Source organism: Uliginosibacterium aquaticum, from assembly GCF_012972705.2.
Taxonomy (GTDB): domain Bacteria; phylum Pseudomonadota; class Gammaproteobacteria; order Burkholderiales; family Rhodocyclaceae; genus Uliginosibacterium; species Uliginosibacterium aquaticum.
In genome coordinates, this window is the sequence record NZ_JABCSC020000007.1 from 77,709 (window position 1) to 94,005 (window position 16,297).

General features: G+C 60.5%; 11 protein-coding genes. All 11 read left to right on the forward strand.

All coding sequences use genetic code 11. The features are described from left to right. Window positions 1-4 precede the first annotated feature (4 nt). On the forward strand, window positions 5-1,495 hold the full coding sequence (gene tssC, locus HJ583_RS18805) for a type VI secretion system contractile sheath large subunit (protein ID WP_170023342.1): 1,491 nt from the start codon (window positions 5-7) through the stop codon (window positions 1,493-1,495). A 27-nt stretch (window positions 1,496-1,522) separates the two neighbouring features. Then, window positions 1,523-2,026 (forward strand): Hcp family type VI secretion system effector, encoded by a 504-nt coding sequence (locus HJ583_RS18810; RefSeq protein WP_101944280.1) that lies wholly within the window; start codon window positions 1,523-1,525, stop codon window positions 2,024-2,026. A 69-nt stretch (window positions 2,027-2,095) separates the two neighbouring features. Next, window positions 2,096-2,587, forward strand: a complete 492-nt coding sequence (gene tssE / locus HJ583_RS18815; protein ID WP_170023343.1) for a type VI secretion system baseplate subunit TssE — start codon at window positions 2,096-2,098, stop codon at window positions 2,585-2,587. 5 nt (window positions 2,588-2,592) lie between these two features. Next, window positions 2,593-4,434 (forward strand): type VI secretion system baseplate subunit TssF, encoded by a 1,842-nt coding sequence (gene tssF / locus HJ583_RS18820; RefSeq protein ID WP_170023344.1) that lies wholly within the window; start codon window positions 2,593-2,595, stop codon window positions 4,432-4,434. After that, the gene (gene tssG / locus HJ583_RS18825; protein WP_170023345.1) at window positions 4,398-5,498 is read left to right on the forward strand and encodes a type VI secretion system baseplate subunit TssG; all 1,101 of its coding nucleotides are present in this window, start codon (window positions 4,398-4,400) and stop codon (window positions 5,496-5,498) included. The genes tssF and tssG overlap by 37 nt, the downstream gene beginning before the upstream one ends. Window positions 5,499-5,544: 46 nt before the next feature. Then, window positions 5,545-8,241: a type VI secretion system ATPase TssH gene (gene tssH, locus HJ583_RS18830; protein WP_170023346.1), complete on the forward strand. Its 2,697-nt coding sequence runs from the start codon at window positions 5,545-5,547 to the stop codon at window positions 8,239-8,241. After that, entirely contained in the window at window positions 8,228-8,683 is a 456-nt protein-coding gene (locus HJ583_RS18835; RefSeq protein WP_170023347.1) for a Rap1a/Tai family immunity protein, read from the forward strand. The genes tssH and HJ583_RS18835 overlap by 14 nt, the downstream gene beginning before the upstream one ends. Next, complete coding sequence (locus HJ583_RS18840) at window positions 8,680-9,171, forward strand: T6SS effector amidase Tae4 family protein (protein WP_170023348.1); 492 nt, start codon at window positions 8,680-8,682, stop codon at window positions 9,169-9,171. The genes HJ583_RS18835 and HJ583_RS18840 overlap by 4 nt, the downstream gene beginning before the upstream one ends. Window positions 9,172-9,206: 35 nt before the next feature. Beyond that, a complete protein-coding gene (locus HJ583_RS18845) occupies window positions 9,207-12,218 on the forward strand; it encodes a type VI secretion system Vgr family protein (protein WP_170023349.1) in 3,012 nt (1,003 codons plus the stop codon). A 15-nt stretch (window positions 12,219-12,233) separates the two neighbouring features. Beyond that, entirely contained in the window at window positions 12,234-15,251 is a 3,018-nt protein-coding gene (locus HJ583_RS18850; RefSeq protein ID WP_170023350.1) for a hypothetical protein, read from the forward strand. Between the two features lie 35 nt (window positions 15,252-15,286). Further along, the gene (locus tag HJ583_RS18855; protein ID WP_170023351.1) at window positions 15,287-16,183 is read left to right on the forward strand and encodes a formylglycine-generating enzyme family protein; all 897 of its coding nucleotides are present in this window, start codon (window positions 15,287-15,289) and stop codon (window positions 16,181-16,183) included. Window positions 16,184-16,297: the final 114 nt, after the last annotated feature.

Sequence of the window (16,297 nt, forward strand, 5' to 3'; positions counted from 1 at the left end):
GCCCATGAACGCCAATCTTTCCGCTCTCCAGGCTGCCGCACCGACGGCTGAGTCAGCCTCCCTGCTCGACCGCATCGTGGCCGACAGCAAGGTGGCCAAGTCACAGGCCGAACACTCGCGCGCACGCGACCTGATCAGCGAACTGGTTTCCCAGGTCATGGATGGTGCCGTGGTGGTTTCGGACAATCTCTCCGCAACGCTGGATGCCCGCATTGCCGAGCTGGATGAACTGATCTCCGGCCAGCTCTCAGCCATCATGCACGCACCAGAATTCCAGAAGCTGGAATCATCCTGGCGTGGCCTTGAGTACCTGTGCAAGCAGTCTTCCACCAGCACCACCTTGAAGATCAAGGTCTTCAATACCAATAAGAAGGATCTGGTGAAGGACTTCAAGTCGGCCATCGACTTCGATCAAAGCGTGCTCTTCAAGAAAGTGTACGAAGAAGAGTTCGGCACCTTCGGTGGCGCCCCCTTCGGCGCCCTGATCGGCGACTACGAGATCGGCCGCCAGCCGGAGGACATGTACTTCATCGACCAGATGTCGCACGTCGCCGCTGCAGCTCACGCCCCCTTCATTTCCAGCGCCTCGGCCGAGCTCTTCGGACTGGAGACCTTCACCGATCTGGGCAAACCACGTGATCTGGGCAAGGTTTTCGATACCGTCGAATACGCCAAGTGGAAATCCTTCCGCGAAAGCGATGACTCCCGCTATGTGGGTCTCACCCTGCCGCACTTCCTGGGCCGCCTGCCCTATCACCCCAAAGACGGCACCCCGGTAGAAGGCTTCAACTACGTGGAAGATGTAGACGGCACCGATCACAGCAAGTACCTGTGGGTGAATGCTGCCTATGCCTTCGCAGCCCGCCTGACAGATGCTTTTGACATGTTCGGCTGGTGCGCAGCCATACGCGGTGTGGAAGGTGGTGGCCTAGTCGAGGATCTGCCGACTCACACCTTCAAGACCGACGACGGCGAAGTCGCGCTGAAATGCCCGACCGAGATCGCCATCACCGATCGCCGCGAGAAGGAGCTCTCTGACCTGGGCTTCATTCCGCTGGTGCATTGCAAGGGTACTGACTATGCCGCTTTCTTCGGCGCCCAGTCAGCCCAGAAAGCGAAGAAGTACAACACCGACTCGGCCAATGCCAATTCGGTGCTGTCATCGCAGTTGCAGTACATCTTTGCCGTCTCGCGGATCGCGCACTACCTCAAAGCCATGATGCGCGACAAGATCGGCAGCTTTGCTTCGGCCGGCAACGTCGAAACCTATCTGAACAACTGGATTGCCCAGTATGTGCTGCTCGATGACGGCGCATCGCAGGAAGCCAAGGCCCAGTTCCCGCTGCGCGAAGCATCGATTCAGGTTTCCGAAGTGCCGGGCCGCCCTGGCGTGTACCGCGCGGTGTCTTTCCTGCGCCCGCACTTCCAGCTCGATGAACTTTCGGTCTCACTGCGCCTGGTGGCCGAATTGCCGCAGTCCGCAAAAGGCGCTTGATCACTAACCCCCTAGAAGGAGCAGCAAGTGAAGGATATTTACGTTCAGTTCAAAGGCAAGTTCGACGTCAAGGGCGAATCCCGCGACAACGATCACAAGGAATGGATTGAAGTCGGTTCCTGGCAGCACCAGATCCTGCAACCGAAGTCGGCCACCGCCTCCACCGCGGGCGGTCACACCGCCGAGCGTTGCGAGCACGGCGAGATGATTTTCGTGAAGGATATCGATCTGACCTCGCCCCGCCTGTGGGAAGGCTGCTCGGCTGGCCACACCTTTGACGAAGTGACCGTTGATTTCATGCGTGCCGACGGCGACAAGCGCGTGAAGTACCTCGAGATCAAGCTCAAGAACGTGCTGATTGCCGCAGTGACTCCGGCCGTGGGTGGTGAAGGCATCCCCACCGAGAACTTCTCGCTGAAGTACGCCGCTGTGCAGTGGACCTACACCGCGCAAGACATCAAGGGCGGCACCAAGGGCAACAAGATTGCTAAGTGGAGCCTGGCCAAGAACACGCCGACTTACGACGTGTAAGGCAGCCTCCAGCAACCGGCGTTCCCGCGCCGGTTGCTGCCCCTCCGAGTTCTAGTTTGAAAGCAGTTCATGGCTGGATTTCTGCCAACCCTCTTCGAGCGTCTGCGTGATGACGCACCTCACCGCAGTGCCGAAACAGATCCGATGCGCCGCTGGTCCGTGGATGAGCTGAAGGAGTCCGTCGCCCACGATCTGGAATCCCTGCTCAACAGCCGTGCCGCCTTGTTTTCCGACAGCTTCGAGCGCTTCCCCGAAAGCCACCGCTCAGTCGCCAGTTACGGCATGGGGGATTTCGTGGGTCTAAGCCTTGCCAATCCCGCTGATCGTGACCTGATCTGTCGCACCCTGGAGCGCACCATCGCACACCACGAGCCGCGTCTGCGCCAGGTGGATGTACGCCTGGAAGCGGATCGAAGCTCCATCGGCTGCCTGCAGTTCGGCATCAATGCCGTGCTCTACGTCAATCCGGCCAGCGAACCGGTGACCTTCGATGCGCTGCTACAACCGAACACCCTGCAGTACTCCGTGGCCAAGAGCCGCGGTCTGTCCGGAGTCCGCTGAAGCTCATGCGCGATCTGCTGCCCTACTACGAGCAGGAACTGACCTTCCTGCGCCGCCACGCCCGCGAGTTTGCCCAGCGTTATCCGAAGGTCGCTTCGCGCCTGCTGATATCCGGCGACTCCTGCGAAGACCCGCACGTCGAGCGCATGATCGAATCCTTCGCGCTGCTCTCGGCCCGCGTGCAAAAGAAACTCGATGACGACTTCCCGGAGTTCACCTCCTCGTTCATCGATGTGCTCTACCCTCACTACCTGCGCCCCCTTCCCGCCTGCTCGATCGCACGCTTCGACCTGGGCGGCGCCGATGCCCAGCTCTCCGGCATCAGCCGGATCGAACGTGGCAGTCAGCTCACCACCCGCCCGGTCAAGGGCATCAGCTGCAAGTTCCGAACCGCGTTTGATGTGGCGCTGTCCTCACTACGTATCGAATCCGTCGGCTATGCCGAGAGCTTCACGCCGCCACGCGGCTTTACCCTGCCCACGGGCAGTGCGGCCCTGCTAAGCATCGGACTAAGCTCTGCCTCCGAGCAGTTGCCGCTGGGTAGCATCGAGTTGCAGAAGCTGCGCTGCTTCATCGATGGTGAGAGCTCGCAGGTCGAGCAGATCCGCGAAGCACTGCTCTCGCGCTCACTGGCCATCGTGCTCGAAATCCCGGGCGAATACCGATGGCATCGGCTGGGGGCCGGCTTCACCCAGGCCGTCGGTTTCGGCCTCAGTGAGGAACTCTTCGACTACGACGCCCGCTCTCATCTGGCCTACCGCCTGCTCTCCGAGTTCTTTGCCTTCCCGGAGAAGTTCAACTTCGTCGATTTCGATTACGCGGCCCTGCGTGCCCTGCTGCCTCCGGGCATCCGCCGTTGCAGCCTGCATTTCATCCTCGGTTCGCAACACGACGACAGCCGCGATGCCCGCCTGCTTGAGCGCGTCAGCACCTCGAACATCCTCACCCACTGCACACCCGTAGTGAATTTGTTCGACCAAAATGCAGATCCGATCCGCGTCACCCATACAAAATCCAGCTATCCCGTGGTGCCGGACGCTCGCCGCGCCCATGCTTTCGAGCTCTACGCCATCAAGGCAGTCTGCAAGGTCGAGAAGACCTCGCGCGGCGAAGCTGTGCTGGACTACCGCCCTTATTACGCCCTGCGCCACGGCGAAAACCTCGAGAACAGCGGACGCTTCTGGCATCTTCGCCGCGACGAGCAGGTTGCAGAACTCAGCCCCGGTTTCGAGTATGAAATCTCGGTGGTGGATCTCGATTTCGATACCCGCGCCGAGAAAACCGAAACCCTCTCCATTGAGCTCACCTGCACCAACCGTGACCTGCCTGCGCAACTACCTTTCGGCATGGCAGGGGGAGACCTGTTCATGGAGGGAGGCTCACTCGCCCGCAGCATCAGTCTGCTGAGAAAGCCCAGCCAGACGGTGCGCATCGACCGCAGCAAATCTCACTGGCGCCTGATCTCGCACCTCTCGTTGGGCCAGCTCTCGCTCACCGAAGCCGGCCTCGAAACGCTCAAGGAAACCCTCGCGCTCTACGACCTCACCCGCTCCCCGGTCACCCGCAAGCTCATCGACGGGCTGCAGAGCATCTCGCATCAAGTCGTCACCGCGCGCATCGCCGGCAATCCCTTTCCAAGCTTCGTGAAGGGCGTGGAGATCCGCCTGGGCGTGAATACCCAGCACTTCGTCGGCACCAGCGTGGAGCAGTTCGCGCGCCTGCTAGACCACTTCTTCGGACTTTATGTCCACACCAACAGCTTCACCCAGCTCGTCGTGTGCAATCACGAAAATGGCGAGGAGATCACCCGATGCCTACCCCGCAACGGCGACCAGACGCTGGTGTAATCGAGCGCCTGCGTGAGGCGCCGTACAAATTCGAGTTCTTTCAGGCCGTGCGCCTGCTGGCCACCCATTTCCGCCAGGAACACAATGAGGCACCCTCGCGCATCATTGGCGAGCGCATCCGTTTCGGCAATTCGCTGAATATCGGTTTCGCCCCCAGCGAAATCGAGGCGCTGGATTTCGATTACCAGGAAGCCCAACCGGAAGCGCCGGCCTGGCCAGCCGAGGCCACGCTCCCAGCAAGCGAAGGTATCATCGCGGCTCGCCTCACTCCCAGTTTCATCGGCCTCACCGGCAACAACGGCACACTGCCGCGCGGCTATACCGAAGATCTGATAGAGCGCGAGCTCCGCAAGCGCGACAAGGGCGCACGCGCTTTCCTCGACATCTTCTCGAACCGAGCCGTAGCCCTCTTCTACCGAGCCTGGGAGAAGCACCGCCTGCACTTTCAGTACGAGCGCAACCGGCGTGAGCGCTTCCTGCCGATGCTGCTCTCGCTGATCGGCGTCGGCAATGCCGGCACCCAGGAAAAGGTCTGCGATCCAGCGCGCCAGCTGATGGCAGAAACCCTGGCCTATTACGCCGGAGCACTGCGCCAAAGTGCGCGCCCGGCCCATCTGATCGAACGCATCGTGGCGGACTATTTCCGCGTGCCGGTGCGCCTGCGCCAGTTCGTCGGCCGCTGGCACGATCTGCCGGCAGCCCAGCAAAGCATGCTCGGCACCGCCAACATGAGCCTTGGCGTGGATACCGTCTGCGGCACCCGCATGTGGCAGTGCCAGACCGGTATCGCACTGGAGATCGGCCCGCTGGCACGGGCAGATTTCGACCGTTTCCTGCCCGGCGGTGAAGCCGCCCGTGCCATCACCAGCCTGCTCGCCATGCTGACCGGCATCACGCTGGATTGCACGGTGCGCCCCACCTTGAGGCGCCAGGATGTGCGCCCCACGCAACTCGGCGGCAGCATCCCAGCCCGCCTTGGCCACAACACCTGGATGCTGACCCGCATGACCCAGGAAGACCGTAGTGACCTCGCCTGGGAAGTCCGCCACGACGCCGCAGCCTGACCCACCTCATTTTCCCAATTCAATCAATCCAGCCTGGCCAAACATCATGTCGAACAATCTCAAGGTTCTCATCAGCAAGCTCAACCCCACTTGCCGCAAGGCCGCCGAGCGTGCCGCCGCGCTGTGCATGTCCTCCGGGCATTTCGAGGTCGATCTGGAGCACCTGTTCCTGGCTTTGTGCGAAACCGACAACTCCGATTTCTCGCGCCTTGCGCGCAAGTTCGACGTCAGCATCACCGCGCTCGAACGTGATCTGGCCAATGAGATCCAGCGCTTCAAGAACGGCAACACCCGCACCCCGGTGTTCTCCCAGCACCTGCCAGCGCTCTTCGAGCACGCCTGGCTGATCGCCTCGCTCGAAGCCGGCAATCACCAGATCCGCTCGGGCCACCTCTTGCTGGCCCTGCTCACTGCACCCGATCTCTCCCAGCTGGCCTATCGTGGCTCCAAGCTGTTCGTGAAATTCCCGCTCGACGAGATCAAGCACAAGCTCGTCGAACTCACTATCGGCTCTGATGAAGCCGTGCAGAACGTAAGCGCCGATGATACTGACGCCAGTGAAGTGGATGCCGAAGACATGGCCGCCGCCAGCCAGGGGCATGCCCGCAGCCCTGCGCTGGACCAGTTCACCACCAACCTCACAGCCCGCGCAGCAGAAGGCAAGATCGATCCGGTAATCGGCCGCGACACCGAGATCCGTCAGGTGATCGACATCCTCATGCGCCGCCGCCAGAACAACCCCATCCTCACCGGTGAAGCGGGCGTTGGCAAAACAGCGGTGGTTGAAGGCCTGGCCCTGCGCATCGCGGCAGGTGACGTACCGCCACCGCTGCAGGGCGTCGCCCTGCATGTACTGGACATGGGCCTGCTGCAGGCTGGCGCCAGCGTGAAGGGCGAGTTCGAAAACCGCCTCAAGAATGTGATCGACGAAGTGAAGAAAAGCTCTACACCGATCATCCTCTTCATCGATGAAGCCCACACCATGATCGGTGCAGGTGGCCAGGCCGGCCAGAACGATGCCGCCAATCTGCTCAAGCCGGCGCTGGCGCGCGGCGAGCTGCGCACCATCGCTGCCACCACCTGGAGCGAGTACAAGAAATACTTCGAGAAGGATGCCGCCCTGGCCCGCCGCTTCCAGGTCGTCAAGGTCGAAGAGCCCTCTGAGGACATCGCCAGCGCCATGCTGCGTGCCATGGCCGCGCTCATGGAACGCCACTTCAATGTGCGCATCCTCGACGAAGCCATTACCGAAGCCGTGCGCCTCTCGGCCCGTTACATCACCGGCCGCCAGCTGCCGGACAAGGCCATCAGCGTGCTCGACACGGCCTGCGCCCGCGTAGCCCTCGGCCAGAGCGCCACGCCGGCCCGCATAGAAGACACCAGCAAGCGCCTCGCGCGCATCGATACCGAACTCGCCACGCTCTCGCGCGAGCGGGCCATCGGCCAGGATCATGCCGAACGCATCAAGACGCTGAACGCCGAGCACGTCAGCCTCAATGAAGTGCTGGCCGCCGACAAGGCTCGCTGGGAGCAGGAGAAGCAGCTCGTCGAGAAGATCGCCAGCGAACGTCTGGCTCTTGAGCAAAAGTCTCCCCACCCCGAAGCGGATGAAGTGCCGAAGGGCAAGGCCAAAGGCAAGAGCGTACGCAGTGAAGCCCAGCTCGCACTGGATGCGCTCGCCGCAGAGCTGCGCAGCCTGCAGGGCGAGAGCCCGCTGGTGCCGCTGCAGGTAGATGGCAATGTGGTCGCCGAGATCATCTCGGGCTGGACCGGCATCCCGCTCGGCAAGATGGTCAAGGACGAAATCCAGGCCGTGCTCAAGCTCAAGGAATCGCTCGAAGCCCGGGTGATCGGCCAGCCTTTTGCGCTTGAATCCATTTGCCAGCGCGTACGCACTGCACGTGCCAACCTCGAAGACCCCAACAAGCCCAAGGGCGTGTTCCTCTTCGTCGGCCCCTCTGGCGTCGGCAAGACCGAGACCGCCCTGGCGCTCGCCGAATCACTCTACGGCGGCGAGCGCAACCTCATCACCATCAACATGAGTGAGTACCAGGAGGCGCATACCGTCTCCGGCCTCAAGGGCTCGCCCCCCGGCTACGTGGGCTACGGCGAGGGCGGCGTGCTCACCGAAGCGGTGCGCCGCAAGCCCTATTCCGTCGTGCTGCTCGACGAAGTCGAGAAGGCTCACCCGGACGTGCTGGAGCTCTTCTTCCAGGTCTTCGACAAGGGCGTGATGGACGACGCCGAAGGCCGCGAGATCGACTTCCGCAACACCCTCATCATCCTCACCAGCAACGTCGGCTCCAGCGCCCTGATGCAGGCCTGTCTCAACAAGGGCGCCGACGAGATCCCGACACCGGAAGCACTCGATGCGCTGATCCGCGGCCAGCTCAACAAAGCCTTCAAGCCCGCCTTCCTCGGCCGCCTGAAGGTCGTGCCCTACTACCCGATTGCAGATGAAGTGCTTGAGCAGATCATCCGCCTCAAGCTCGACCGCATCGCTGCCCGAGTCGAAGCCAACCACAGTGCCGCCATGAGCTACACCGATGATCTGGTTGAAGCGGTGCTCGCGCGCTGCACCGAGGTCGATTCCGGCGCCCGCAACGTCGACAACATCCTGAACGGCACGATGCTGCCCGAGATTGCCGGCAGCGTGCTCTCGCGCATGGCCGAAGGGCGCGAGATCAAGAAGATCAAGCTCAGCTCCAACGACAAGGGTGAGTTCAAGTATGCGATCAGCTGACGTTCGCCACGTTCTCCCCGTAGGTGCGGCTTCAGCCGCACGCCAGCGCCGCGCTTCGGGCACGCCAGGCGTGTGGAGTGGCCGGCTGAAGTCGGGCCTGTGCGCCGCGCTTTGTGCAGCCAGTCTTGCAGCGTCGGCAGCGCCCGATGCAGCGCCGAATCCTGGCATCGACAGCGTGAATCTCTCCGGCACGGACTTTTTCGCGGCCTATACCCATAGCGACCCGGCCATCCGCGAACGCGCCCAGCTTTATCTGCTCGGTGTGATGGAAGCCAGCGAAGGTCGGAGTTGGTGCAGTTACCGCATCGCCAAGTCCGTCACCTTGCGCGAGATCGTGTTTGAGCACCTGCGCAAGCAGCCCGCCGCGAAGCTGAGCCGCCGTGCCTCAAGCCTGATCGAAGAGGGGCTGCAGGCTGCGCTCCCTTGTAAGGAAAAGAAATGAAACCCGCCTACTCAAGGCTGAAGGCCGCTCACTTTTCATCGAACTATGCCAGCCCGTCTTACCGCTCCGGGGAAGCGCTTTACGCCTCGGTGGGTTACGAGCAAAGCGAGCTGCTCAAACAGAATCCGGCCTACATCAACACTTGCGCTGTGCGCATGAGCCTGGCCTTGCTCGATTCAGGCGTGGCCTTCACAGGCCGCTTGCCGATCAAGACGGGTAAGCACAAGGGCAAACGGATCGAGTCCGGCGCCAAGCTTCTGGCGGATCAACTGGCCCTGCGCAGTCTGCTCGGCAAGCCCCAGGTTTTCAGTGATCCAGGCAAAGCGGCTGATGAGCTTGCCAGGCGCCGCGGGATCGTTTTCTTCCACCGCATCACCGGTTATGGCGGCGGCCATATTGACCTGCTCGAGCCAAGCAACCTCGGCGTGCTCTGCAATTCGAACTGCTACTTCAACTGCAAGGAAGTCTGGTTCTGGGAGCTGGCCTGAAACCGCGCCACCTTACCTACAGCCACACAACAACCATGAACTCCGACCTCTCCAGCCTCGCCGACGACGTCCGCCAACTGCTGCAAGCCGGCCACTCCGACAGCTCCCGCCTGCTTCGCCTGCATACGGCAGACAAGACTGTCTCCCTGCTCGCCGAACGCCTGGAGGGCGTCGAAGAAATCATCCCCGCCCGGGAGGATGGCGCAGGCTTCCGCTTCGAGCTGCTCGCCCTGAGCCCCAACACCAGTCTGCAAGCGGCCGACTGGCTCGGCCAGCCACTGCTGATCGAGCTGCTCACGGCCCAGTCACGCACGGCCCTGCGCCCCCTCTCCGGCCACATCACCCACTTCGAAGCCCTCGCTGCCGATGGCGCCTTCGGCTATTACCGCCTCACCGTGGAGCCCTGGCTGGCCTTTCTTGCCCATCGGCGGGATAGCTACGTCTTCCATGACATGTCGGTAATCGAGATCGTCGAATCCGTGTTTGCCGACTATCTCGGTCAGGCTAGCCTCAACCCGGCCTGGCGCTGGGCGCTCGCCGATGCCTCGCTGTATCGCAAGCGCTCGGTGTGCACCCAGTATCGCGAGAGCGATCTGGCCTTCGTGCAGCGCCTGATGGCCGAAGAGGGGCTGTATGCCTGGTTCGAGCACGCAAGCGGGGCGAGCGCCGCCGAGGCCAGCCACACGCTGGTGATTGCAGACCATATGGATGCCTTGGCGGACAACGCTCAGGCTTCGATCCGCTTTCACCGCTCCGACGCGACCGAGGCGGCTGATACGATCCAGCATCTGGTGTCGCAACGTGCGCTGGCAAGCCATGCGGTGGCGCTCGCGAGCTGGGATTACCGCAGCCTGGATGCGCGTCTCTCCAGTGCCCCGGGGCTGCCCGACGAGCAGGTCGCCAGCATGCCGCTGACCCGCTTCGATACGCCCGGCGCCTATGCCTGGCCCGATCGCGAAACGGGCGAGCGCTTCGCTCGCTGCCTGCAGGAGTCCATCGAGGCTCAGCGCCAGACACTGATCGGTGAAAGCGCCGTGCGCAGCCTCACCCCCGGCAGCCGTTTCACTTTGCTCGATCACTTCGATGCAGATGCGCCCGAGGCGCAGAACGAAGCGGATCGCAATCGTTACGCGGTGATTCGCGTCCGCCACCAGGCCCGCAACAATCTTGGGGCGAGTCTCACCGAGAAGCTCGCGAACACCTTCGGCGCGCTCACTCAACAGCCTGAGGCGCCGCTCTATCACAATAGTTTCACCCTTCTGCCTACCGCCCTGCCCTGGCGCGCGCCCCTGAGCACCGAGCAAGGGCGCTTGCTGCGCCCGCGCCCCAGCGTGCAGGGCACGCAGAGCGCGATCGTGGTGGGCGAAGCGGGCCAGCCGGTGCACACCGACCGCGACGGCCGCATCCGGCTGCAGTTTCATTGGCAGCGCGGCGGCCAGAGCCACAGCCGGCTGGCCGTGCCCTCGGGGGAGGACAACGCGCCGGCCAATGCCGGCAGCTGGAGCTGGGTGCGCGTGATGAGCCAGTGGGCCGGTGCCAACTGGGGCGCTTCTTTCGTGCCCCGTGTCGGCCAGGAGGTACTGGTCGCCTTTATCGAGGGTGATATCGATCGCCCGGTCGTCGTCGGCAGTCTTTACAACGGCCAGGGCGCCAATGCCGCACAGGGCAACCAGGTGGCCAGCGGCGCGGGGGTGGCCACGGGCAATGCACCGGCCTGGTTTGCGGGGGGCAGCGACGCCTCAGAAGATCGTCATTCCCGCGAAGGCGGGAATCCAGCGACTTCAAGTACCGGCCCGGGCCATGCCCACCCTGCCGTGCTCGCCGGCTTCAAGACCCAAGCGATGTCCGCCAGCCAGTCCGGCAACGGCGGATTCAATCAACTGGTCTTTGATCTCACGCCCAAGGAGCCACGCACCCAGCTGGCCACCACCCAGTTCGCCAGCAGCCTGAATCTGGGCGCGTTGCGTCATCAGTTCGACAACCAGCGCAAAGCTTTTCGCGGCCAGGGCGCGGAGCTCAGCACCCACGAGTCCGGAGCGCTGCGTGCCGGCAGCGGCCTCTTGCTCAGCACCGATGCACGCACCAATGCCACGGGCGCGCAGATGGACGCCAAGCTCGCCGGCACGCAACTCGACGCCGCCCACGGCCTCGTCAAGGCGCTCGCCGAATCCGCACAGAAACAGAAGGCCAGCCTCGAAGGCGAAGCCGCGCCCGACAAGCTCGCCGCAACTGAACAACTCGCCCACAGCCAGAACGTGCTGGGTGACTCTCAGTCCTCAGCACCCAGCCCTCAGTCCTCCGGCGAAGCCGGCTGGAGCGAGCCGATGATCACCGCCGAGTCCCCCGCCGGCATCGGCGCCCTCACCCCCAAAGACGCCATCCTCAACACCGGCAACACCCTCACGCTCGCCGCACAAGACATCCACCTCGCCGCCCAAGGCAAGAGCGCCTGGGCGGTGAAAGACGGCATCGCGCTCTACACCTACGGCAAAGCCTCCGATGGCAGCCGCCCGGTGCAAGACACAGGCCTCAAGCTCCACGCCGCGAAAGGCAAGCTCAGCGTGCAAGCGCAATCAGACAAGGCCGACTTCAACGCAGACAAGAAGGTGACGATCACCTCCACTACCAAGGATGTGCTGCTGCAGGGCAAGAACGACCTCGCGCTCACAGCAGGCGGCGCGTCGATACAGATCTCGGGCGGGAACATCACCCTGATTGCGCCGGGGAAGGTGGAACTGAAAGGGAGTCAGCGTATTTTCACGAGTGCGAAAAGTGCGACGCCATCACCGGTGAGTTTTATTCAATCCAGTCTCAATTTGTCTTCTGGCCCTCACTACCTTCGCTACCAAGCCTTGACCGTGCAAGGCGAGCCAATCAAGGGCGCCAACTACGTCATGCTCAGTCAAGACGGCAGCGTACTAGCATCAGGCCGCACTGACGCTCAAGGCCGCACACCACAAATCACCACCGAATTTGCGCAACGTGTGCAGCTCTTCCTGCAAGACGACGATCACCAGGGCTACCACGTGCAGCCTCAAGAAATCTAACCCAAGAGCTTCGATATGGCACACGGACAATTCTCTTTGTACTACTTGGATACCTACGGCGGCAGGCATGCAAGCGCGCAGACGCATTACCAAATCGTCAATGATGCAAACACGGAAATTACACGCGGCGTCACTGGAGCCAATGGAGAAACTGCGCAGTTTCCCAACACTAGTGCAACCAATCAGACATTCAAAATTAAAGTTCTGAACCCAGTCCTTGCCCGCTACGAAGACCCTGTAATTCGTGTGGAAGATCAAACCATTTCGCAATTACACATTGATGTGTTGGGCAGCAATGCTGCAGGGGCTATCACCGGGAAAGTGGCCCTACTGTCATTCCAGCGCGCGATGTTTGTGAACGCTGCCACCAACAAACCCATTGCCGGGGCCTCGTTCAAAGCGTTTATGGTGGACGACAAAGGCAAGCGTGTTCGCGCACGTGACGCAAAGTCAGGCCAGCTCATTGAAGGCAAAACCGATGCCAAGGGTTTGACAGAGCGTATTTGGTGCACAGATAGCGTGAGTTTTGAATTCACCTACCCAGGCACCCGTGCGCTGATTAAAACTGGATACCTTGAGCCCTTCGTACAGGGCGGCACATCAACCCATCACAACGTACCGTTTAAAACCATATCGGCGAACACTGCGCCGGATGCGAACCACACCGTGCCTTTGGCAGGCGTAACTTCGGCACCCGTGGTAGTCAACCCGCAGACACAAGAGTTGCTGGTCGTGCCGCGCAAAGACTTTGAAGACTTTGAGAAATTTAGCGGGCAGTTTGACGCTGTTCTGCGCACCAAACACCAAGCACAAGCAGACCTTGGCAAGGCACTAGAGTCGAGAGACGCCGATGCGGTCGCCGCTGCTGAAAAGGCCTTGGGTTTGGCGGAGGACAAGGTAAAAGAAACGTTAAACAAAAACTTTAAAAAGCTCACAGACATTCGAGAGGTCTACACCTTCGAAACCACCACCAGCGGAAAGCTCGACGGCAAGCCCAAAACGACGCTTCGTCGTCGCTACATCAATGAAGGCCACTATCTAAAGCTAAAAAACAACCGACTCAACCGTGAACAATTCAGCATCAAGCTCACGGTCAAAGACATAGACGGCACCACAAAAAAACAATACGAAGGCAAAGGCCACACCGCCATTGACGCTTCAAATAATCTGCAAAAAAACAATGCCGCTGCCAAAGCCAAAGCAGACAAAGAGGAAGCAGCAAAAAATACCGATGAAGCAAAAAAGGCTGCTGCCAAAAAATCTGCTGATGCGGCTAGAAAAGAAGCCTACTACGCGGACAAACCCGGCAAGGCCCCGCCGCCACGCACCCCATTAGGGGCCGGGGCCGTAGACCGCAATTTACTAACTAAATCCATGTCGAACATACTTGGCGAGCTCAAGACCAAGGGGCTCGATAAAAATGCCTACGGTACCCTAGACTTGCCCGGCTTCGGCGGGCAGCTGGCCGACAGCATTGAGTACAGCGAATCTTTTGACACCGACTACTCGGCACAGTGGCTGCGGCTGGTCGGAGCGGCAGGCGCACAAAGCCAAATGGACTGGCGCAAAGGCGCAGTGGGCATTAGCGGCAACCTGCAAGGCAAGGTAGTCGCTTGCGAAGGCAGCTACGCGATGCACTATGCCGTGCCCTCGCGTGCGGGCTGGCTCATGACATGCGGTGGCCAAGACATGGGCGCGATACGCGTCTACCTGGAACTTACGCTGTATGGTTTTGCGGGCGCCAAAGTGGCAATGGAGGGCAGCGCCACGCTCAAGTTCATACCAGGCGTCGGCCCGTCGCTTGAAGGAAAACCCCGTGATAAAGGCCCCAACTATACAAGCATGGTGAAGACCGCTTGGAAGGACAAAAACAAACCCATCAAACTGCCTTCCTTTGAAGCAGATGGCGAAAACACCGCAATGCCGGATGGCACGGGTGTCAAAGCCAGTGTGGATGCTTTCGCTGGTGCGGAAGCCGGCATCACCCCCAAAGGCAGCTTGCAGTGGCTACCGCCCGAGAAGAAAGACTTTGTCAGCTTTGCCGAAGTGGCGTTCGACTTCGCGCTCAGCGCAGGGATTGGCGCAAAAGCCAACTTTCACATGTACTACGCCCAAGGCAAATTCCGCTTCAAAGTAGCTGCTGGCGTGACCTTTGGCCCCGGTGCCAAAGGTGCGCTGGACTTTGCAGTGAACCTGGACCAGATGGCCGAAATGGTGAAGTGGCTGGCCATGCAGTTGCAGCACGTGGGCTTCAAGCAGCTGGTGTTTGTGGAGAAAGCTGCGTTTCAGGCATTGTCGCAAGTCTTGGTGAGGTTAATTGGCGAGCAAACTTCGCTGGGTCAGGCACTAAAAGAATCTGCACTACAGATTGACCAATCATTTAACAAAATGCTTAAGACTATTGACCGCTCCGATGACCGCAAAAAAATGCTCGATGGCATCATGCGCAATCCGCATTGGTTGGTGTACGCCCCTCCTGAGACGCGCGGCCCGCTCCTCTATCAGCTGACGCGTCACTGGGACTACGACCATATGAGCGATACCCCGGCGGTAAAAAGGGAGGGGACAGGCTACCTGCCCAATATCCACTATCTGGACAGGCGCAAGCAAGCCATCCTGAAGATATTGACGCCTGTGCAGCTCACCGCTGAATGGGAGAACGTGTTTCAGCACATGACACCCGCCGGGCAAAAACTCCCCTCTAAAATCCCAACGAAGCCGCGTGCTAAAAACGAAGCCCCCCGCAGCAGTGGAGAAGCCGAAGGTGACGTACTGCGCTTGCTGAACAACGGTCTGAATTTGAGCGACGACTTGCGGAAAGCCTTTGCCAACACCAACGCAGGCAACAATGCCGCCAACAAGGATATGGACAACCCCTACCTCACTACATTCTTTGAGATGAAAGCAAGGCTTAAAGGAAAGTTCCCTAAAGGTTACAAGGTGGCGATGAATGACACGCCATCCTTTAACATTTCTGGCCAAAAAACCAGCCCGTCGTTTACCGTTGCAAACCTTGATAACCCGGTAGGCTAATTATGCTCACACCACTCCCTTTACGCGCCCTAGGCATGAGCTTGGTGCTGTGCCTGGCCGCTTGCGAAGCATCCACCACCCCGCCCGCCAGTGGCACTAAAGCCCCTAGCCCCGAAGGCAGCGCCCTTCAAACCCTGATCGCCAAGACCAAAAAGAACTTGGTGTTTGTCGAAGGCGGCACATTCCAGATGGGCGATTTCGGCATGGTGCACAACGCTGCAAAGCTGCCCTACTACGGCGCGCTGGATACCATGCCACTGCACGAGGTAAAGCTGGATAGCTTCTCCATAGCTGCCTACAAGACAACGTATGAAGACTACGACATCTACACCGAAGCGACTGGGCAGAAGAAGATTGCGCAAGATCCGCGCGATCTCGAGTACAAACGTCGTACAGCGCCTGCTAGGGCTCGCTGGCAAGCCGCGCGAGACTATTGCCAATGGCTTGGCAAGCAAGTGGGCACGCCCATGGACTTGCCCACTGAGGCGCAATGGGAGTATGCCGCGCGTAACCGGGGCCAGATGGTGATCTATGCCACCGACAACGGCAAGATAGATGCGGGGCGCAATGTGCCAACTTATGAATGGCTGGAGGAACACAATCAAGCTGAAGGTGTTTATTCGTCTATGCATTCACTGTATGAAGTTGGACTATTTCCCCCGTCACCTTTAGGTCTATATGATCTGGTCTCCAACGGGCCGGACTGGACGCTGGATTGGTATGACGCGAAGTACTACGCGAACTCCCCTGTCCTCAACCCCAAGGGCCCTGCAACAGGCACCCAAAAAGTAACCCGCGGTCAAGATAATATGGAACCGGTAGCGATGGAGATGCGCGCAATGACTATGGTTCGATTGCCAATCGATCCGACAGGGGAATTTGCGGATTACGCCATGCGCTGTGTAGCCAATTCCGCGCAAAAAATTCAATAGCGATGAGCAAGACCAGGGTCAGGTCTTGAATTGAAGCATTTGTGTGCAAAGGCGAGAGCGCCCCGATGCGGATGCCGCCGGGCCCGCAACAATCTTGGGGCGAGTCTCACCGAG

What these genes read in the sequence shown, in the direction of transcription:
- HJ583_RS18855 (WP_170023351.1), top strand. Translation starts at nt 15,287, where the DNA reads ATGAGCTTGGTGCTGTGCCTGGCCGCTTGCGAAGCATCCACCACCCCG.
- tssE (WP_170023343.1), top strand. Translation starts at nt 2,096, where the DNA reads ATGGCTGGATTTCTGCCAACCCTCTTCGAGCGTCTGCGTGATGACGCA.
- HJ583_RS18850 (WP_170023350.1), top strand. Translation starts at nt 12,234, where the DNA reads ATGGCACACGGACAATTCTCTTTGTACTACTTGGATACCTACGGCGGC.
- tssH (WP_170023346.1), top strand. Translation starts at nt 5,545, where the DNA reads ATGTCGAACAATCTCAAGGTTCTCATCAGCAAGCTCAACCCCACTTGC.
- HJ583_RS18835 (WP_170023347.1), top strand. Translation starts at nt 8,228, where the DNA reads ATGCGATCAGCTGACGTTCGCCACGTTCTCCCCGTAGGTGCGGCTTCA.
- tssG (WP_170023345.1), top strand. Translation starts at nt 4,398, where the DNA reads ATGCCTACCCCGCAACGGCGACCAGACGCTGGTGTAATCGAGCGCCTG.
- tssF (WP_170023344.1), top strand. Translation starts at nt 2,593, where the DNA reads ATGCGCGATCTGCTGCCCTACTACGAGCAGGAACTGACCTTCCTGCGC.
- tssC (WP_170023342.1), top strand. Translation starts at nt 5, where the DNA reads ATGAACGCCAATCTTTCCGCTCTCCAGGCTGCCGCACCGACGGCTGAG.
- HJ583_RS18840 (WP_170023348.1), top strand. Translation starts at nt 8,680, where the DNA reads ATGAAACCCGCCTACTCAAGGCTGAAGGCCGCTCACTTTTCATCGAAC.
- HJ583_RS18845 (WP_170023349.1), top strand. Translation starts at nt 9,207, where the DNA reads ATGAACTCCGACCTCTCCAGCCTCGCCGACGACGTCCGCCAACTGCTG.